Here is a 16,659-nt window from a genome sequence, read left to right as displayed (position 1 = left end):
TCACCGCCGTGGCCGGAGGCCTCCCTTGCGTTACGACAGTCCGCTCGAAGCCGTCGGCAACACCCCGCTGGTCCGCCTGCCGCGGCTGTCCGCCGCCGTCCCCGGCAACGCCGACGGCCTGGTGACCCTCTGGGCCAAGCTGGAGGACCGCAACCCCACCGGCTCGATCAAGGACCGCCCGGCCCTGCACATGATCGAGCGCGCCGAGGCCGACGGCCGGCTCACCCCCGGCTGCACCGTCCTGGAGCCCACCAGCGGCAACACCGGCATCTCGCTGGCCATGGCCGCCAAGCTCAAGGGCTACCGGATGGTCTGCGTGATGCCCGAGAACACCAGCGAGGAGCGGCGCGAACTGCTGCGCATGTGGGGCGCCGAGATCATCCCGTCCCCGGCCGCCGGCGGCTCCAACACCGCCGTCCGGATGGCCAAGGAGATCGCCGCCGAGCACCCCGACTGGGTCATGCTCTACCAGTACGGCAACCCCGACAACGCCGGCGCCCACTACACCGGCACCGGCCCCGAGATCCTCGCCGACCTGCCGACCGTCACCCACTTCGTGGCCGGCCTCGGCACCACCGGCACCCTGATGGGCGTCGGCCGCTACCTGCGCGAGAAGGTCCCCGGCGTGAGGATCGTCGCCGCCGAGCCGCGCTACGACGACCTGGTGTACGGGCTGCGCAACCTGGACGAGGGCTTCGTCCCCGAGCTGTACGACGCCGAGGTGCTCACCACCCGGTTCTCGGTCGGCTCCGCGGACGCCGTCCGCCGCACCCGTGAACTCCTCCAGCAGGAGGGCATCTTCGCGGGCGTCTCGACCGGCGCCATCCTGCACGCGGCGATCGGCGTCGGCCGCAAGGCGGCGGCGGCCGGCGAGCGCGCGGACATCGTCTTCGTGGTCGCGGACGGCGGCTGGAAGTACCTCTCCACCGGCATCTACACCGCCGAGTCCACCGAGGCCGCGGTCGAGGCGCTGCAGGGCCAGCTCTGGGCGTAGGGCCTATCCGCCCTGCGACACCTTCCGCGCCCGGGCCCAGACCTGCCGGTCCACCGTGCCGGCCCGGCGGCGGAAGTCCGCCAGCGGCACCTCGCGCAGCTCGTCGGTCTCCAGCCAGCTGGCCCGGCCCTGCCGGTCGCCCACCACGCCGGGCGGCAGCGGCAGCACGCCCGGGCGCTCCGCGTGGTGCTTGCTGGTGATCTTCGCGACGGTGGCGGTCCGGCCGTGCACCCGCAGCACCAGGCACGGGCGGTCCTTGGCACCGGGGCCGTCCTCGAACGGCACCAGTGCCCACCAGACCTCCTGCGGCCGCGGGCCGGCCCCCGGCCGCGGTCGCGGACCGGCCGGCCCGGACGGACGCGGCGCCGGACGGGTGCGCCGCACCAGCGCCGCCGCGGCGGCGGCCAGCAGCGCGACGCCCAGCAGCGACAGGACGAGCCAGGTAGCGGTCATGCCGTTCATGCGGCGAACCGTACCGGGCCGGGGGTGAACGCCACCACCGCGACGGCCGGACACCCGTCCGGGCATTTGTCCGCGCATTGCTCCCGGTTCGTCACGGAACTGCCACAATGCCCGTTCTGCGCCCGGAGCCCCGGCCGTCCCGGCAAGGCTGCGTCACGAACGTCCGCCCCCGTCCCCCGGAGGTGCCCCGTGGCCCGTGGCCCCGAGCTGTGGTCCTACGCCGAGATCGCCCGCCACATCAACGTCCGGCGCGAGACCGTCCGCAGCTACCGGAGGCACCGGCTGCTGCCCGATCCGGACGTGATCGACGGCAGCGGCCACCCGCGGTGGTACCCGTTCACCATCCGCAGCTGGGCCCGCAACCGGCCCCGCCGCCGCTGATCCCCCGGCCCGTCAACCGCCCGCGCCCCCGCCCCGGGCGTTCTGGTGATTCCGCCCACAGCCCGGCACGGGGACGGGGGCAAAGTGCCGCTCCGCCCTTACCCTCGACACACCAACGCAGTGCTACCGGCCGGTCCACCGGGCCCGGCCTGCCGTTTTCCATGCTGTTTTCCACGCTGTGCCCGTGGAGGACGGCGATGCCGTTTTCCAGCAGCAGCCAGGATGTGTCGGGGCGGAGGGGCTCGGATGAAACTGACCGTGGTGGGGTGCTCGGGGAGCTTCCCGGCCGCCGACTCGCCCTGCTCCAGCTACCTGGTCGAGGCCGAGGGCTACCGCGTCGTGCTCGACCTCGGCAACGGAGCCCTCGGCGCCCTCCAGAAGTACACCGGCCTCTACGACGTCGACGCCGTCCTGCTCAGCCACCTGCACGCCGACCACTGCGTCGACCTGTGCGCCTACTGGGTGGCCCGCAACTACCGCGCCGAGGGCTGCCCCGAACTGCTGCCCGTGTACGGCCCGGCCGGCACCGCCGAGCGGCTCGCCCGCGCCTACGACATGCCGGAGAACCCCGGCATGAAGGAGGTGTTCGAGTTCCGCACCCTCACCCCCGGCGGCTTCCGGCTCGGCCCGTTCCGGATCGACGTCGCCCAGGTCAACCACCCCGTCGACGCCTTCGCCTTCCGGCTGGAGCACGACGGCCGCTCGCTGGTCTACAGCGGGGACACCGGCGAGAGCGCCGAACTCGTCGAACTCGCCCGCGACACCGACCTCTTCCTCTGCGAGGCCGCGTACATCGACGGGCGCGACACCTACCAGGCCGTCCACCTCAACGGCCGCGAGGCCGGCGAGCACGCCGCCGCGGCCCGCGCCCGCCGGCTCGTCCTGACCCACATCCCCCCGTGGACCGACGCCGAGCACAACCGGCGGGACGCCGCGGCCGCCTACCCCGGGCCGGTCGAGGTCGCCCGGGCCGGCGCGGTGTACGAGGTCTGAGAGCGGACCGGCGAGGTCTGAGAGCGGACCGGCGAGGTCTGAGAGCGGGTCGGCGAGGTCGGGCGGGGTTCCCGGAAAAAGCTTCGGGGCGACCCGCAACCTCCGCGCCCCCCGCACGTCCTTGTGAGTGAGCGGCGGGAAACGCCGCCGGAACGGCCGGCCCGTCGGGCACGGACGCGATCACACTACTCATCAGGCCCGCTTCGTGCTGCCCGGATCCGGTCGTACCGGTCCGGGACGGATATCCAGGGGGAAATCCCATGCGCAAGACCAACCGTGCCCTGAACCGGGCCCGCCGGCTCACCCCGGCGCTGGCGCTGACCGCCGCGCTGCTCGCTGGCGGCGCCGTGACCGCGGCCCCGGCCTTCGCCGCCGCCGGGCCGCTCAGCCTCACCGTGCACACCCCGGCGGTGGTCGGCTTCGCGGGCGGGCCGGTCGAGTTCACCGAACACCTCGGCAACCCGGGTGACCAGGGCACCTCCGTCGTGCTGGACTTCGAGATCGAGAGCGACCTCGGGACGCCGCCGAACGCCCTGAGCCTCGACTACTTCAGCGACCTGACCGGCGGCTGGCTGCCGGTGGAGCTGACGGAGCGCCCCGGGGCGGACAAGGTGGTCAACGCGGGCGGCACCGGCAAGGTCGTGGTCCCGGCGGGCGGCACCGACGTCCGGCTGCGGCTCGGCGTGCCGATGGGCAGGCCCCACGACGGGGCCACCAACGGCGGCACCGGCCCGAGCCTCACCTTCCGCACCGGCGTCAAGGGCTGGTCGCAGGACTCCCCGGTCGAGCCGCCGCTCACCGACAGCCACGTGGTCAAGGTGGAGGGGATCAGCAACGGCGTGTCCGGGGTCCCGGCCGAGGTCGTCGCGGGCGGCGAGCCCGTCGAGTTCGACGCGGTGCTCTCGAACCCGACGCCGTCCGCCTACACCAACCTCGGCAACGTGCTGTTCACCGACCGCCTCGCCAAGGTCGAGGTCCGCGGCGCCGACGGGAAGTGGACCACCGTGCCGGGCGTCACGGCCCCGGCGGAGCCCGTGGCGGGCCACTACCTGGACGGTCGCAACTCCTCGGCAGCGCCCCAGAGTTCGACCACCCGGCGGGTCCGGGTCAGCTACCCCGCCGACAGCCCGCTGGGCAGGACGGCGCTGAACCCCTGCGTGTTCGTCAACGAGGGCGAGGACATGCCCTTCCGGGGCACCACCATGTGCTCGCAGGGCGCCACCACCGAGGTCGTCGCCCCCGCGCCGAAGCCCTCACCGACCGGCACCCACAAGGCCGGCGAGCCCCCGACCGGGCCGGCCGGCTCCGACGGCTCGCAGCCGAAGCCGGACGGCGGCGCGGGCGTCGCCCAGCCGGCCGGCGACACCACCACGGCGCCCGCCGCCCCCGCTCCGGCCGCTTCGCAGCCCGCCGTGTTGTCCGCGGACAACGTTCCCGCCGCGGCCGCCCGGCCGGTGGACGCGAACCTGGCCTCCACCGGTGCGGACAGCGACCGGACCGGCCTGATCGCGGGCGTCGGCGCGCTGCTGGTCGGCGCCGGTGCGGGGGCCTTCGTGCTGATCCGCCGCCGCCGCACCGGCTGACCCCGCGCACGGCAGTGCCGTCCCCGGCCGGACGGCTAGCGCAGGCCGGGGACGGGCAGCCCGAGGTGGTCCCGCAGGGTGGGGCCGGTGTAGTCGGTGCGGAAGACCCCGCGCTCCTGGAGCAGCGGGACCACGCGGTCGACGAACTCGTCCAGGCCGCCCGGGGTGAGGTGCGGGACGAGGATGAAGCCGTCGGCCGCGTCGCTCTGCACGAAGCGGTCGATCTCGGCGGCGACGGTGGCGGGCGCTCCGATGAAGGACTGCCGGCCGGTCAGCTCGATCACCAGTTCGCGGCTGGTCAGCCTCTTCTCCGCGGCCACCGCCCGCCACCGTTCGGCGACGGCCACCGGGTCGGCGTGCCGGACCCGGCCCTGGACCAGGCCGCTGTCCGGGTCGGGGTCGACGGCCGGCAGCGGTCCGTCCGGGTCGTGGTCGGACAGGTCGACGCCCCAGACCTGCTCCAGGAAGGCGATCGCGGTCTGCGGGCTCACCTGGGCCCGGCGGATCTCCCGGGCCCGTTCGGCCGCCTCGGCGTCGGTGTCGCCGAGGACGAAGGTGACCCCGGGCATGATCTTCAGCTCGTCCGGCTTGCGGCCGTACGCGGCGAGCCGGCGCTTGACGTCGGCGTGGAAGGCCTGGCCGTCGGCGAGGGTGGAGTGCCGGGAGAAGACCACGTCGGCGGCGGCGGCCGCGAACTCGCGCCCCTCGTCGGAGTCCCCGGCCTGGATCACCACCGGGTGGCCCTGCGGCGGTCGCGGCAGCGAGAGCCTGCCCTCGACCTCGAACTGCGGGCCGGAGTGCCGGACGGGTTCCTCCCCGGCGTCCCAGAACTCCCGTGCCAGCTGGACGGATTCGGCGGCCCGGGTGTAGCGGTCGGCGCGGTCCAGGTACCCGCCGCGGCGGAAGTTCTCCCCGGTGAAGGCGTCCGAGGAGGTGACCACGTTCCAGGCCGCGCGGCCGCCGGAGAGGTGGTCCAACGAGGCGAAGCGGCGGGCCAGTTCGTACGGCTCGTTGAAGGTCGCGTTGACGGTGGCGGCCAGGCCGAGCCGTTCGGTGACGGCGGCCAGCGCGTTCAGCACGGTGATCGACTCGGGGCGGCCGACCACGTCGAGGTCGTGGATGAGGCCCTTGGTCTCGCGCAGCCGCAGGCCCTCGGCGAGGAAGAAGAAGTCGAACTTCCCGCGCTCGGCGGTCTGCGCGAGGTGGCGGAAGGAGGAGAACTCGATGTGGCTGCCGGCGGCCGGGTCGCTCCACACCGTGGTGTTGTTGACGCCGGGGAAGTGCGCGGCGAGGTGGATCTGCTTGAGCGGTCGGTCCGTCATCGGGTCACCTCGGCGAGGGCGGGAGCGGCGGTGGAGGCGGGGGAAGTAAGGGAGCCGTCGGCGGGGCGGGCGGCGTAGCGGCTGGCCGGGCGGGCCAGGCCGAGGTGGTCGCGCAGGGTGCGGCCGGTGTACCCGGTGCGCAGCAGTCCGGCGGCGCGCAGGGCGGGGGCGATCCGGTCGGCCAGCGCGGCGAGGTCGCGCGACGGGTCGGCGGGGGAGAGGTGGAAGCCGTCGACGCCGGTGCCGGGCGCGGTGAGCTCGGCGAGCAGCCGCTCGTCGGCGGCCCGGTCGGGCAGGGCGGACAGGGCGGCGTCGAGCCGGGCGAGGACGCGCAGGTTCTCGCCGGCCCGCAGCCGCAGTTCGGTGGCGGCGGTCAGCCGGGTGGCCCGGTCGGGGGCGTCGAGCAGGACGACGTCGGCGTGCCGGATCGCGGCGTCGACCCGGGCCCGCCCGCCCGGGGAGGCGTCCGGCGCGAGGTCGGCGGCGGCGACGGGCACCACGACCACCGGGCGGCCCTGCGGCGGGCGCGGGGTGATGGACGGGCCGCGGACGGAGAAGCGCGGGCCCTCGAAGTCGATGTAGTGCAGCTTGTCGCGGTCGATGAACCGTCCGGTGGCGGTGTCGCGGATCTCTGCGTCGTCCTCCCAGCTGTCCCAGAGCCGGGCGGCCACCTCGACGGCGTCGGCGGCCTCGGCCCACAGCTCGTCCTCGGCGGCGACGGGGCGGCGGCCGAAGGCCCGCGCCTCGGCCTCGGTCGTGGAGACGCCGACCAGCCAGCCGGCCCGGCCCTCGCTCACCCAGTCCAGGGTGTTGACCGAGATCGAGGTGTGGAAGGGCTCGGTGTGGGTGGTGGTGACGGTCGGCACCAGCCCGACCCGGCCGGTCAGCGGGGCGGTCCGGGCGAGGGCGGCGAGCGCGTCGGGGCGGCTCGGCTCGGCGGCGAAGGAGTCGTCGAGGGTGACGAAGTCCAGGGTGGCCCGCTCGGCGAGGCGGGCGAGGGCGGTGTAGTGCCCGGCGTCGAGACGGCCGGGGCTGTCGAGGGCTGCGGACAGGTGCAACTGGCGGGGCATGGTGAGCCTGGCTTCCTCGTGCGGACGCGTGCGGGCACCGGCGCGCCCGTACGGGGACACGGGTGCGCGGGGGCGCGCCGGAGCGCGGTGGCGGCCCGCGGGCGGAGCCCGTACGGGCGGGGGAGGGAGGACCGGTGCCGGGCGGGACGTCAGCCGGGCGGCGGTGGGGGAACGGTCAGCTCAGCCGCGACACGCCGCGGACCACACGCGACCGAAGTCGATGTGGCTGCGGGTGACCAGCGGGCACGAGGCGTTCACCGCTTCAGTTGACCAGGGCGTCCGGCGGTTCGTCAACCGTCGTTTCCGCCCGCCTGAGCCCGGCGGGAGTCCGGTCGGGGAGCCGCCGGAGCCGCGTGGGCGCGCCCGGGTACGCCGAAGGCCCCGCCCCGCCGCTGGGGGAGCAGCGGCGGGACGGGGCCTCGGGAGCGGGCGGTGACGCGGGCGTCAGGCCTTGGTGACGTCCTCGATCTCGTCGTCGTCCTCGCGACCGGGGGTCTTGAGGTCGAACTTGGTGATCGCGAAGCGGAACAGGAAGTAGTAGACCGCGGCGAAGGCCAGGCCGAGCGGGATGATCATCCACGGGTCGGTGGCCTTGTTCCAGGCCAGCGCGTAGTCGATCAGGCCGCCGGAGAAGGTGAAGCCGTCGTGCACGCCGAGCGCCCAGGTGACGGTCATCGAGACGGCGGTGAGCAGCGCGTGGATGACGTACAGGACCGGGGCGATGAAGACGAAGGCGAACTCGATCGGCTCGGTGACACCGGTCACGAAGGAGGTCAGGGCCAGCGAGACCATCATGCCGGTGACGGCCTTGCGGCGGTGCGCCTTGGCGGCGTGGGCGATGGCCAGCGCGGCGGCGGGCAGCGCGAACATCATGATCGGGTAGAAGCCCGACATGAACTGTCCGGCGGTCGGGTCGCCGGCGAAGAAGCGGGTCAGGTCGCCGTGCACGACGGTGCCGTCGGGCTTGGTGAAGTCACCGGTCTGGAACCAGGCGTAGGAGTTCACGAACTGGTGCATGCCGACCGGCAGCAGACCGCGGTTGACCAGGCCGAAGGCGCCCGCACCGAACGCGCCGGCGCCGATCAGGGTGTCGTTCAGGCTCTTGATGGCGTCGCCGATCGGGCCCCAGGCCAGACCGAAGAAGACGCCGACGGCGGTGCCGACGAAGGCCATGATGATCGGGACCAGGCGGCGGCCGTTGAAGAAGCCGAGCCAGTCGACCAGCTTGGTGCGGTGGTACTTCTGCCACAGCACCGCGGCCAGTAGGCCGATCACGATGCCGCCGAGCACACCCGGGTTCTGGTAGGTGGCCGCCTCGTCCTTGCCGGGGAGGATCTTGTACTCGGTGATCGGGAACGCGGTGAGCACGTTCTTGTACACCAGGAAGCCGACCAGGGCGGCGAGGGCGGTGGAGCCGTCCGCCTTCTTGGCGTAGCCGATCGCGATACCCACCGCGAAGAGCATCGGCAGAGCGTCGAAGACCGAGGTGCCGGCGGTGTTGAACACCGCGGCGACCTTGTCCCAGCCGAGGCCGTCCTTGCCGAACACGTCGTCCTGGCCGAGACGCATCAGCAGACCGGCTGCGGGGAGCACGGCGATGGGCAGCTGGAGGCTGCGACCGATCTTCTGCAGACCCTGGAGGAGGTTCTGGCCGAACTTCTTGGCGGGGCTGGGTGAGGCCGGAGCCGTGGCGGGCGCCGGTGCCTGCGCAGACTGACTCATGGGGGTGGGTTCCTAACGGCATGGCGGTCGGTCGGGGGGAAGGCACAGGGGCCGAACCGCGAACTGGTCTACACCACACGTGGTGTAGACCAGTTTTGTAGCACGGGTGGAGAAGTCGAGGAACCCCGGAAAGCGGTGTCGCCGGGAAGCGCTATGAAATCGAAACCTACTTACCGAATGGCGATCATGGTAGCGACCGCGATTGGGATTTTGGCCGACTGCGCAACAAAATCGATTTTGGCTAATCGCGCAACAAAAGCACAGCGTGCTCCGGTGGGCCCTGCCAGGCGCGTTGGGCCCGGTCGGCCGGGCTTTCGGAAATGCCGAAGGCCTCCGGACCGGTGGTCCGGAGGCCTTTGCGGGGATAACTCGGGTGACGCCCGGGTTCAGGCCTTGGTGACGTCCTCGACCTCGGCCTCGTCCTCCCGACCGGGAGTTTTCAGGTTGAATTTGACGATGATGAACCGGAAGAGCGCGTAGTACACGACGGCGAAGCAGAGGCCGATCGGGATGATCAGCCACGGCTTGGTGGCCAGTCCCCAGTTGATCACGTAGTCGATCAGGCCGGCCGAGAAGCTGAACCCGTCGTGCACCCCGAGCCCCCAGGTCACCGCCATCGAGGCGCCGGTCAGCAGCGCGTGCACGGCGTACAGGGCCGGGGCGATGTAGGCGAAGGAGTACTCGATCGGTTCGGTGACGCCCGTCACGAAGGAGGTCAGGCCGACCGAGAGCATCAGGCCGTAGATCTCCTTGCGCCGGTGCGGCTTCGCCGAGTGCGCGATCGCGAGCGCGGCGGCCGGCAGCGCGAACATCATGATCGGGAAGAAGCCGGACTGGAACTGGCCGGCCGTCGGGTCGCCCGCCAGGAAGCGCGGGATGTCGCCGTGCACGATCGCGCCGTCCGGCCTGGTGAACTCCCCGAACTGGAACCAGACGAAGGTGTTCAGCAGCTGGTGCATGCCGATCAGCAGCAGGGCCCGGTTGAACAGGCCGAAGATGCCGGCGCCGCCCGCGCCCAGGTCGGAGAGGGTCTGCGAGAAGTCGTTCAGGCCGCGGCCGATCGGCGGCCAGACCCAGAGCGCCACCACGGCGGTCAGCATGCCGACCAGCGCGGTGATCATCGGCACCAGGCGGCGGCCGTTGAAGAAGCCGAGCCAGTCGACCAGCTTGGTGCGGTGGAACCGCACCCACAGCCAGGCCGACATCAGGCCGATCAGGATGCCGCCGAGCACCCCCGGGTTCTGGAACGTCGCGGCCGCCGCCTTCGCCGAGCTGTAGTCCACGCACTGGTCGCTGACCAGCACCGTCGGCGGCTTGCAGCTCTCCGGGAAGGCGTGCAGGACCTTGTAGTACACCAGGAAGCCGACCACGGCGGCGAGCGCCGTCGAGCCGTCCGCCTTCTTCGCCATGCCGATCGCGACGCCGATGCAGAACAGCAGCGGCAGGCCGAAGGAGGAGTCGAGCAGCGCGCCGCCGGCGGAGGCGAAGACCTTCGCGACGTTGTCCCAGCCGAGGCCGTCCTTGCCGAACACGTCGGGCTGGCCGAGGCGGTTGAGGATGCCCGCGGCGGGGAGCACCGCCACCGGGAGCTGCAGGGAGCGGCCCATCTTCTGGAGGCCGCCGTAGAAGATGTGCCATCGTTTGGCCTGCGGGGCCGTGGCGCCTGCCGAACTCATCCTTCGCCCTCCGAGAGCAGTTGCCTGCCGGGGGCCCGGCGGGACCCTCGGGCAGGGCTCGGGAACACCCGGGGCCGTTCCCGCGTTCGTCGGAGTACACATATATTGGTGTAGACCACTTGACGCAGGTCGCACTCCGGAGGCGCGAGCCCCGCTGATCGTCATCCTCGGGCGGCGATCCGGAGCCTGCCCGCCGGAATGGGCCGAAAGTGGACTAACGTGGCGGACCGGACCGGCACGGGTGATGCTGGTCGCGCCGCTCGCAGGCCGACCGCGGCCGAACCCGCGTCAGCCACCGGCACGCACCTCACCGCACGACGGTCGAGGGACACCCAGCACCAGCGCAGGACGGCACCCGGCAGAGCCGCCGAAGGGCCGAGACAGAGGGAGAAACCAGATGGCCAGCAAGGCTGAGAAGATCGTCGCCGGTCTGGGCGGCATCGACAACATCGAAGAGGTCGAGGGCTGCATCACCCGCCTGCGCACCGAGGTCAAGGACGCCTCCCTGGTCGACGAGGCCGCCCTCAAGGCCGCCGGCGCCCACGGCGTCGTGAAGATGGGCACCGCGATCCAGGTCGTCATCGGCACCGACGCCGACCCGATCGCCGCCGACATCGAGGACATGATGTGAGCTGAACCACCCAGGTTCAGCCCGCCCGGCCCGCCGACCCGCTCAGGGGGACGGCGGGCCGTGGCGCGTCCCGGCCCTCTCCGGCTCGCCTCCGGAAGCGGCCCCCCGGAGCGACTACGCTCAGTGCCTATGTCACGCATCGACGGCCGCACCCCCGACCAGCTCCGCCCGATCACCATCGAACGGGGCTGGAGCAAGCACGCCGAAGGCTCCGTCCTCATCTCCTACGGCGACACCAAGGTGCTGTGCACCGCCAGCGTCACCGAGGGCGTGCCCCGCTGGCGCAAGGGCAGCGGCGAGGGCTGGGTCACCGCCGAGTACTCCATGCTCCCGCGCGCCACCAACACCCGCGGCGACCGCGAGGCCGTCAAGGGCCGCATCGGCGGCCGCACCCACGAGATCAGCCGGCTCATCGGCCGCTCGCTGCGTGCCGTGGTCGACCACCGCGCGCTCGCCGAGAACACCATCGTCCTCGACTGCGACGTCCTCCAGGCCGACGGCGGCACCCGCACCGCCGCCATCACCGGCGCCTACGTCGCCCTGGTCGACGCCGTCGCCTGGGCCCGCGACAAGAAGCTGCTGCGCGCCAAGGGCCAGCCGATCACCGGCGGCGTCAGCGCCGTCAGCGTCGGCATCATCGACGGCGTCCCGATGCTCGACCTCCAGTACGAGGAGGACGTGCGCGCCGAGACCGACATGAACATCGTCTGCACCTCCGACGGCCGCTTCGTCGAGGTCCAGGGCACCGCCGAGGGCGCCCCGTTCGACCGCGAGCTGCTCGACCGGCTGCTCGACCTCGGCAGCCTCGGCTGCGCGGAGCTCGACGAGATCCAGCGCAAGGCCCTGGAAGGCTGAACCGGCGAGGGCCCCGCGGCCGTGGAGCGGAACGGACGGACGGTCAACCCGTGGGTGGGGACGGCCGTTCGGACCGGTACGGACGCGCGTACGGGCCGCGGGTGGGGCCGCGGGGCGAACGGCCCGCCGAAGGGTCGACCTGACGGTCGGCCTGCTGTACAGGCCGGGTCCGGAGACCGTACGGTTCCCGCAGCACCCCCGCTGCGGGAACCGCGCACCCCTCTGCGCGCGTCCCACCCCACGGAACCCGCGCCCCCCAGGAGGATCGGATGCCGTCGAGCATCGCCCGCCCCGCCGCCCTCGCCGTGGCCGGACTCATCGCGATCCTCCCGCTCAGCATGGTGAGCTGCTCCGCCGCCCAGAAGGCGCTCGACTGCGGCAACACCGCCGTGAGGATCACCGGCGACCTCGCCGACGTCACCCAGGCGTACGACAACGCGAGCAACGACTCGGCGGCCGCCGGGAAGGCCCTGCAGAAGCTCAAGAACGACCTCGACCAGGTCGGGAAGAACTCCAAGAACACCGACGTCGCCAAGGCCGTGACCGATCTGCAGAAGCAGGTCGAGAACGTGCAGCGGGCGGCGGACAGGAACGAGGTCCCGGACCTCAAGCCGCTCGGCAACGCGGCCGGCAACCTCACCTCGCTCTGCACCGGCTGACCGCCTCCGGCCACTCGGTAGGGTGGGCGATATGTCCACCCGCCTGATCCTCGCCACCCGCAACCAGCACAAGGTCACCGAGCTCCGCGCCATCCTGGCGGACGCCGGCCTGGACGTCGAACTCGTCGGCGCCGACGCTTACCCGGAGATCCCGGACGTCCCCGAGACCGGCGTCACCTTCGCCGAGAACGCCCTGCTCAAGGCCCACGCCCTGGCCCGCGCCACCGGCCTGCCCGCCGTCGCCGACGACTCCGGCCTCTGCGTGGACGTGCTGAACGGCGCGCCCGGCATCTTCTCCGCGCGCTGGTCCGGCAAGCACGGCGACGACCGCGCCAACCTCGACCTGCTGCTCGCCCAGCTCTCCGACATCGCCGAGCCGCACCGCGGCGCCCACTTCTTCTGCGCCGCCGCCCTCGCCCTCCCCGACGGCACCGAGCGCGTCGTCGAGGGCCGCCTCCTCGGCACCCTGCGCACCGCCCCGGCCGGCGACGGCGGCTTCGGCTACGACCCGATCCTCCAGCCCCTCGGCGAGACCCGCACCTGCGCGGAGCTCACCGCCGACGAGAAGAACGCCATCAGCCACCGCGGCAAGGCCTTCCGCGCCCTCGCCCCGGTCGTGAAGGACCTCATCGCCTGACACCCCGTCCGGCGGACACGTCGAAGGCCCGCCCCGAGATCACTCTCGGGGCGGGCCTTCGAATTTAAGGCCAGTGCGGCCTGAGGGACTCGAACCCTCACGGGATTTCTCCCATGGGCACCTAAAACCCAGGCGTCTGCCAATTCCGCCAAGGCCGCATGGCGACCAGTCTAGGGCTTCGCCGAGTGTGGGGACAGCGACTTCCGCCGTCGCCCCGCCGGTGCCGCGTCCGGGCCCCGCGGCGGCGGTGGCGCCGGGTCCGTCGGGTCGCCCCGGGGGTGCCGGGAGTGGGTTTCGGCCAGGGGGCTGACTGGATGTCGCGCGCTCCCGACCTGTGATGTTTGGCTGTTGATTACCAATTGGTACAGACCTATTGACCTATGTGGTTCAGACCACATAGCTTCTCCGCCAATTGCAACCCCCACGTGCGTGCTCCCCCACAGGCACGCGCCGACACTCTCTCCTGGAGGACCGAGTGTTGATCCGAAACACGGCGGAGCGGCGTCCCACCGCCGCGCACCGCCGGAAGAGCCCGGCGGCCCGCGCCGGTGTGGCCTCGCTCGCGGCGGCCTCGTTGGCCGGACTGCTGATGGCGACGCTGGGTGCGGCGCCCTCGCAGGCGTCGGCGGCCGTCGACAACGCGGCCTGTCGGCCCGACGGCCTGTACCAGACGCCCGGCGTGGACGTCCCGTACTGCTCCGTCTACGACACCAGCGGGCGCGAGAAGATGGGCGCGGACCACCAGCGCCGCATCATCGGCTACTTCACCGGCTGGCGCACCGGCAAGAACGGCGACGCCCCGTACCTGGCGACCGACATCCCCTGGGACAAGGTCACCCACCTCAACTACGCCTTCGGCCACGTCGGCGGCGACAACAAGCTCTCGGTCGGCACCGACGGCCCGACCAACGAGGCCACCGGGATCTCCTTCCCCGGCGTCCCCGGCGCCGAGCTGGACCCGAGCCTGCCGTACAAGGGCCACTTCAACCTGCTGGCGAAGTTCAAGAAGCAGTACCCGAACGTCAAGACCCTGATCTCGGTGGGCGGTTGGACCGAGACCGGCGGCTACTTCGGGGACGACGGCAAGCGCGTCAACTCCGGCGGCTTCTACTCGATGACCGTCAACCCGGACGGCAGCGTCAACCAGGCCGGCATCGACACCTTCGCCGCCTCCTCGGTCGACTTCATCCGCAAGTACGGCTTCAACGGCGTCGACGTCGACTACGAGTACCCGACCTCGATGAAGGACGCCGGCAACCCGCTGGACTGGCAGCTCGCCAACGCCAAGCGCGGTTCGCTGGCCAAGGGTTACGCGGCGCTGATGAAGACCCTGCGCGAGAGCCTGGACAAGGCCGGCGCCGCCGACGGCAGGCACTACCTGCTGTCGGTCGCCGCCCCGTCCTCCGGCTACCTGCTGCGCGGCATGGAGACCTTCCAGGTGGCGAAGTACCTGGACTACGTCAACATCATGTCGTACGACCTGCACGGCGCCTGGAACAAGTACGTCGGCCCGAACGCCTCGCTGTACGACGACGGCAAGGACGGCGAGCTGGCCGCCGCCAACGTCTACGGCACCGGGCAGTACGGCGGCATCGGCTACCTGAACGCCGACTGGTCGTACCACTACTTCCGCGGCTCGATGCCGGGAGGCCGGATCAACGTCGGCCTGCCGTACTACACCCGCGGCTTCAAGAACGTGCAGGGCGGCACCAACGGCCTCTGGGGCACCGCCTCGGCGACCACCTGCCCGGCCGGCTCCGGCCTGACGGCCTGCGGTGACGGCGCGGTCGGCATCGACAACATCTGGAACGACAAGGACGACGCGGGCAAGGAGTCCCCGGCCGGGTCGAACCCGATGTGGCACGCCAAGAACCTGGAGAAGGGCATCCTGCCCGACTACCTGGCCAAGTACGGCGTCTCCGACACCGCGCTGCAGGGCACCTACACCCGCAACTACAGCTCCGCGCTGGTGGCGCCGTGGCTGTGGAACGACGCCAAGAAGGTGTTCCTCTCCACCGAGGACGAGCAGTCGGTGGGCGCCAAGGCGGACTACATCGTCAACCAGGGCGCCGGCGGCGCGATGATCTGGGAGCTCGCGGGCGACTACAAGTGGGACGCGGCCGCCAACGGCGGCAAGGGCGAGTACGTGCCCGGTTCGACGCTGACCTCGCTGATGTACGACAAGTTCAAGTCGGCGGCCCCGTACGGCGCGGTCCGCGCGACGACCGCGCTGCCGCAGCAGACCCTGCCGATCGACGTGTCGTTCACCAACTTCGCGCTGGGCGACTCGAACTACCCGATCAACCCGAAGCTGCACATCGTCAACAACTCGACGCTGACCCTGCCGGGCGGCACCGAGTTCCAGTTCGACTACGGCAACTCGGCCCCGGGCAACGCCAAGGACCAGTCCGGCTTCGGCCTCCAGGTCATCAAGCAGGACAACCCGGGCCCGGGCAACGTGGGCGGCCTGAAGGGCACCTACAACCGGGTGTCGGTCAAGCTGCCGGGCTGGCAGTCGCTGGCGCCGGGCGCCTCGATCGACATGGACTTCGTCTACTACCTGCCGGTGTCCACGCCGTCGAACTGGACGGTCAACGTGGGCGGCACGCTGTACGGGATCAAGGGCGACCTGACCCGCGGCGCGGTGGACGGCGGCACGCCGACCCCGACGCCGTCGCAGACGGCCACCCCGACGCCGACCCCCACGGGCACGCCGACCGGCACGCCGACGGCCACCCCGACCGGGACGCCGACGCCGACCGCGACCCCGACCTCGGGCACCTGCGCGGCCGCCCCGAGCTGGGACGCCGGCACCACCTACGCGACGCCCACCAAGGTCTCGTGGAAGGGCCACTACTACCAGAACAAGTGGTGGACCAAGGGCGACGACCCCGCGGCCAGCGGCTCGTGGGGCGTCTGGAGCGACCTCGGGACCTGCTGATCAGGGCGGTCCGCTGAGGTGAGGACGGCGGTGGCGGTGCACCCGGTCGGGGGGTGTGCCGCCACCGCTTCGTCGTTCCGGCCGTGCTTACGCGCCGACGCTTACGCGCCGACCTTGAGGTCGCGCAGCAGCTTGGCGACGTGGCCGGTGGCCCGCACGTTGTAGAACGCGTGCTCGACCTTGCCGTGCTCGTCCACGACGATCGTGGAGCGGATGACGCCCAGGTACGTGCGGCCGTAGTTCTGCTTCTCGCCGAAGGCGGCGTACGCCTCCAGCACCTCCTTGTCCGGGTCGGACAGCAGGGTGACCTTGAGGTTCTCGGCCTCGCGGAACTTGCCGAGCTTCTCCGGCTTGTCCGGGGAGATGCCGATGACGTCGTAGCCGGCGTCCGCGAGGACCTCCAGGTTGTCGGTGAAGTCGCAGGCCTGCTTGGTGCAGCCGGGCGTCAGGGCGGCGGGGTAGAAGTAGACGATGACCTTGCGGCCCGCGTGGTCGGCGAGGGACACCTGGTTGCCGTCGGCGTCGGACAGGCTGAAGGCGGGCGCGGTGTCGCCGGGCTGGAGACGCTCACTCACGGTCGTACTCTCCTGGATGCTGGGACGGGCGGTCGTACCACGGCAAACTTACCTCCGATGGTGGGTGGGGCCGCGCGACCGTGTGCGGCAGCTGACACACTGGGTCAGTCGCACCGATCGCAGGGATCGGATGGAACAACATCGGCGAGTGAATGGGG

15 protein-coding genes and 1 tRNA gene are annotated in these 16,659 nt (G+C 71.9%); 9 read left to right on the top strand and 7 right to left on the bottom strand.

All coding sequences use genetic code 11. The features are described from left to right. Positions 1 to 25 precede the first annotated feature (25 nt). Complete coding sequence (locus ACWDD9_RS24755; RefSeq protein WP_049654320.1) at positions 26 to 994, top strand: PLP-dependent cysteine synthase family protein; 969 nt, start codon at positions 26 to 28, stop codon at positions 992 to 994. A gap of 3 nt (positions 995 to 997) precedes the next feature. Here ACWDD9_RS24755 and ACWDD9_RS24750 read toward each other — a convergent pair whose 3' ends face one another. Continuing rightward, complete coding sequence (locus ACWDD9_RS24750) at positions 998 to 1,447, bottom strand: type II toxin-antitoxin system PemK/MazF family toxin (protein ID WP_117491733.1); 450 nt, start codon at positions 1,445 to 1,447, stop codon at positions 998 to 1,000. Positions 1,448 to 1,645: 198 nt separating this feature from the next. On the opposite strand from ACWDD9_RS24750, the gene ACWDD9_RS24745 reads away from it, so the two are divergent. From ACWDD9_RS24745 to ACWDD9_RS24735, 3 genes are all read left to right on the top strand, one after another. After that, a complete protein-coding gene (locus tag ACWDD9_RS24745) occupies positions 1,646 to 1,837 on the top strand; it encodes a MarR family transcriptional regulator (RefSeq protein WP_079272642.1) in 192 nt (63 codons plus the stop codon). Positions 1,838 to 2,083: 246 nt separating this feature from the next. Beyond that, positions 2,084 to 2,830 (top strand): MBL fold metallo-hydrolase, encoded by a 747-nt coding sequence (locus ACWDD9_RS24740; RefSeq protein WP_074005047.1) that lies wholly within the window; start codon positions 2,084 to 2,086, stop codon positions 2,828 to 2,830. A 260-nt stretch (positions 2,831 to 3,090) separates the two neighbouring features. Beyond that, positions 3,091 to 4,413: an LAETG motif-containing sortase-dependent surface protein gene (locus tag ACWDD9_RS24735; RefSeq protein ID WP_449812672.1), complete on the top strand. Its 1,323-nt coding sequence runs from the start codon at positions 3,091 to 3,093 to the stop codon at positions 4,411 to 4,413. Between the two features lie 35 nt (positions 4,414 to 4,448). Here ACWDD9_RS24735 and ACWDD9_RS24730 read toward each other — a convergent pair whose 3' ends face one another. The 4 genes from ACWDD9_RS24730 to ACWDD9_RS24715 all read right to left on the bottom strand — a co-directional run bounded on the left by ACWDD9_RS24730 (position 4,449) and on the right by ACWDD9_RS24715 (position 10,203). Further along, positions 4,449 to 5,735: an LLM class flavin-dependent oxidoreductase gene (locus ACWDD9_RS24730; protein ID WP_074005049.1), complete on the bottom strand. Its 1,287-nt coding sequence runs from the start codon at positions 5,733 to 5,735 to the stop codon at positions 4,449 to 4,451. Continuing rightward, positions 5,732 to 6,805: an LLM class flavin-dependent oxidoreductase gene (locus tag ACWDD9_RS24725; RefSeq protein WP_449812671.1), complete on the bottom strand. Its 1,074-nt coding sequence runs from the start codon at positions 6,803 to 6,805 to the stop codon at positions 5,732 to 5,734. The genes ACWDD9_RS24730 and ACWDD9_RS24725 overlap by 4 nt, the downstream gene beginning before the upstream one ends. A gap of 444 nt (positions 6,806 to 7,249) precedes the next feature. Further along, the gene (locus ACWDD9_RS24720; protein WP_049655708.1) at positions 7,250 to 8,527 is read right to left on the bottom strand and encodes a PTS transporter subunit EIIC; all 1,278 of its coding nucleotides are present in this window, start codon (positions 8,525 to 8,527) and stop codon (positions 7,250 to 7,252) included. 386 nt (positions 8,528 to 8,913) lie between these two features. Beyond that, on the bottom strand, positions 8,914 to 10,203 hold the full coding sequence (locus ACWDD9_RS24715; protein ID WP_049655706.1) for a PTS transporter subunit EIIC: 1,290 nt from the start codon (positions 10,201 to 10,203) through the stop codon (positions 8,914 to 8,916). Between the two features lie 397 nt (positions 10,204 to 10,600). On the opposite strand from ACWDD9_RS24715, the gene ACWDD9_RS24710 reads away from it, so the two are divergent. From ACWDD9_RS24710 to rdgB, 4 genes are all read left to right on the top strand, one after another. Next, entirely contained in the window at positions 10,601 to 10,834 is a 234-nt protein-coding gene (locus ACWDD9_RS24710) for a glucose PTS transporter subunit EIIB (RefSeq protein ID WP_030060521.1), read from the top strand. Between the two features lie 129 nt (positions 10,835 to 10,963). Further along, the gene (gene rph / locus ACWDD9_RS24705) at positions 10,964 to 11,689 is read left to right on the top strand and encodes a ribonuclease PH (RefSeq protein ID WP_049655704.1); all 726 of its coding nucleotides are present in this window, start codon (positions 10,964 to 10,966) and stop codon (positions 11,687 to 11,689) included. A 269-nt stretch (positions 11,690 to 11,958) separates the two neighbouring features. Beyond that, the gene (locus ACWDD9_RS24700) at positions 11,959 to 12,348 is read left to right on the top strand and encodes a hypothetical protein (RefSeq protein WP_049655703.1); all 390 of its coding nucleotides are present in this window, start codon (positions 11,959 to 11,961) and stop codon (positions 12,346 to 12,348) included. 31 nt (positions 12,349 to 12,379) lie between these two features. Then, a complete protein-coding gene (rdgB, locus tag ACWDD9_RS24695) occupies positions 12,380 to 12,985 on the top strand; it encodes an RdgB/HAM1 family non-canonical purine NTP pyrophosphatase (RefSeq protein ID WP_074005051.1) in 606 nt (201 codons plus the stop codon). 74 nt (positions 12,986 to 13,059) lie between these two features. Here rdgB and ACWDD9_RS24690 read toward each other — a convergent pair. Beyond that, positions 13,060 to 13,143 (bottom strand) — tRNA-Leu (locus tag ACWDD9_RS24690). A 431-nt stretch (positions 13,144 to 13,574) separates the two neighbouring features. Between ACWDD9_RS24690 and ACWDD9_RS24685 the strand changes: the two genes are divergently transcribed. Continuing rightward, a complete protein-coding gene (locus ACWDD9_RS24685; RefSeq protein WP_449812694.1) occupies positions 13,575 to 15,926 on the top strand; it encodes a chitinase C-terminal domain-containing protein in 2,352 nt (783 codons plus the stop codon). A 101-nt stretch (positions 15,927 to 16,027) separates the two neighbouring features. Here ACWDD9_RS24685 and bcp read toward each other — a convergent pair whose 3' ends face one another. Continuing rightward, complete coding sequence (bcp, locus tag ACWDD9_RS24680) at positions 16,028 to 16,501, bottom strand: thioredoxin-dependent thiol peroxidase (RefSeq protein WP_049655699.1); 474 nt, start codon at positions 16,499 to 16,501, stop codon at positions 16,028 to 16,030. Positions 16,502 to 16,659 lie beyond the last annotated feature (158 nt).

It is taken from the genome of Kitasatospora sp. NPDC001119 (genome assembly GCF_053598475.1).
Note: the sequence above shows the minus strand (reverse complement) of the source record. Positions and strands in the feature narration are given on the sequence as shown.

Excerpts from the sequence above, each read along its gene's own strand:
- ACWDD9_RS24725 (WP_449812671.1), bottom strand. The coding sequence starts at position 6,805 with ATGCCCCGCCAGTTGCACCTGTCCGCAGCCCTCGACAGCCCCGGCCGT.
- ACWDD9_RS24730 (WP_074005049.1), bottom strand. The coding sequence starts at position 5,735 with ATGACGGACCGACCGCTCAAGCAGATCCACCTCGCCGCGCACTTCCCC.
- ACWDD9_RS24735 (WP_449812672.1), top strand. The coding sequence starts at position 3,091 with ATGCGCAAGACCAACCGTGCCCTGAACCGGGCCCGCCGGCTCACCCCG.
- rph (WP_049655704.1), top strand. The coding sequence starts at position 10,964 with ATGTCACGCATCGACGGCCGCACCCCCGACCAGCTCCGCCCGATCACC.
- rdgB (WP_074005051.1), top strand. The coding sequence starts at position 12,380 with ATGTCCACCCGCCTGATCCTCGCCACCCGCAACCAGCACAAGGTCACC.
- ACWDD9_RS24750 (WP_117491733.1), bottom strand. The coding sequence starts at position 1,447 with ATGACCGCTACCTGGCTCGTCCTGTCGCTGCTGGGCGTCGCGCTGCTG.
- ACWDD9_RS24685 (WP_449812694.1), top strand. The coding sequence starts at position 13,575 with ATGGCGACGCTGGGTGCGGCGCCCTCGCAGGCGTCGGCGGCCGTCGAC.
- ACWDD9_RS24720 (WP_049655708.1), bottom strand. The coding sequence starts at position 8,527 with ATGAGTCAGTCTGCGCAGGCACCGGCGCCCGCCACGGCTCCGGCCTCA.
- ACWDD9_RS24700 (WP_049655703.1), top strand. The coding sequence starts at position 11,959 with ATGCCGTCGAGCATCGCCCGCCCCGCCGCCCTCGCCGTGGCCGGACTC.
- ACWDD9_RS24710 (WP_030060521.1), top strand. The coding sequence starts at position 10,601 with ATGGCCAGCAAGGCTGAGAAGATCGTCGCCGGTCTGGGCGGCATCGAC.
- ACWDD9_RS24740 (WP_074005047.1), top strand. The coding sequence starts at position 2,084 with ATGAAACTGACCGTGGTGGGGTGCTCGGGGAGCTTCCCGGCCGCCGAC.
- ACWDD9_RS24715 (WP_049655706.1), bottom strand. The coding sequence starts at position 10,203 with ATGAGTTCGGCAGGCGCCACGGCCCCGCAGGCCAAACGATGGCACATC.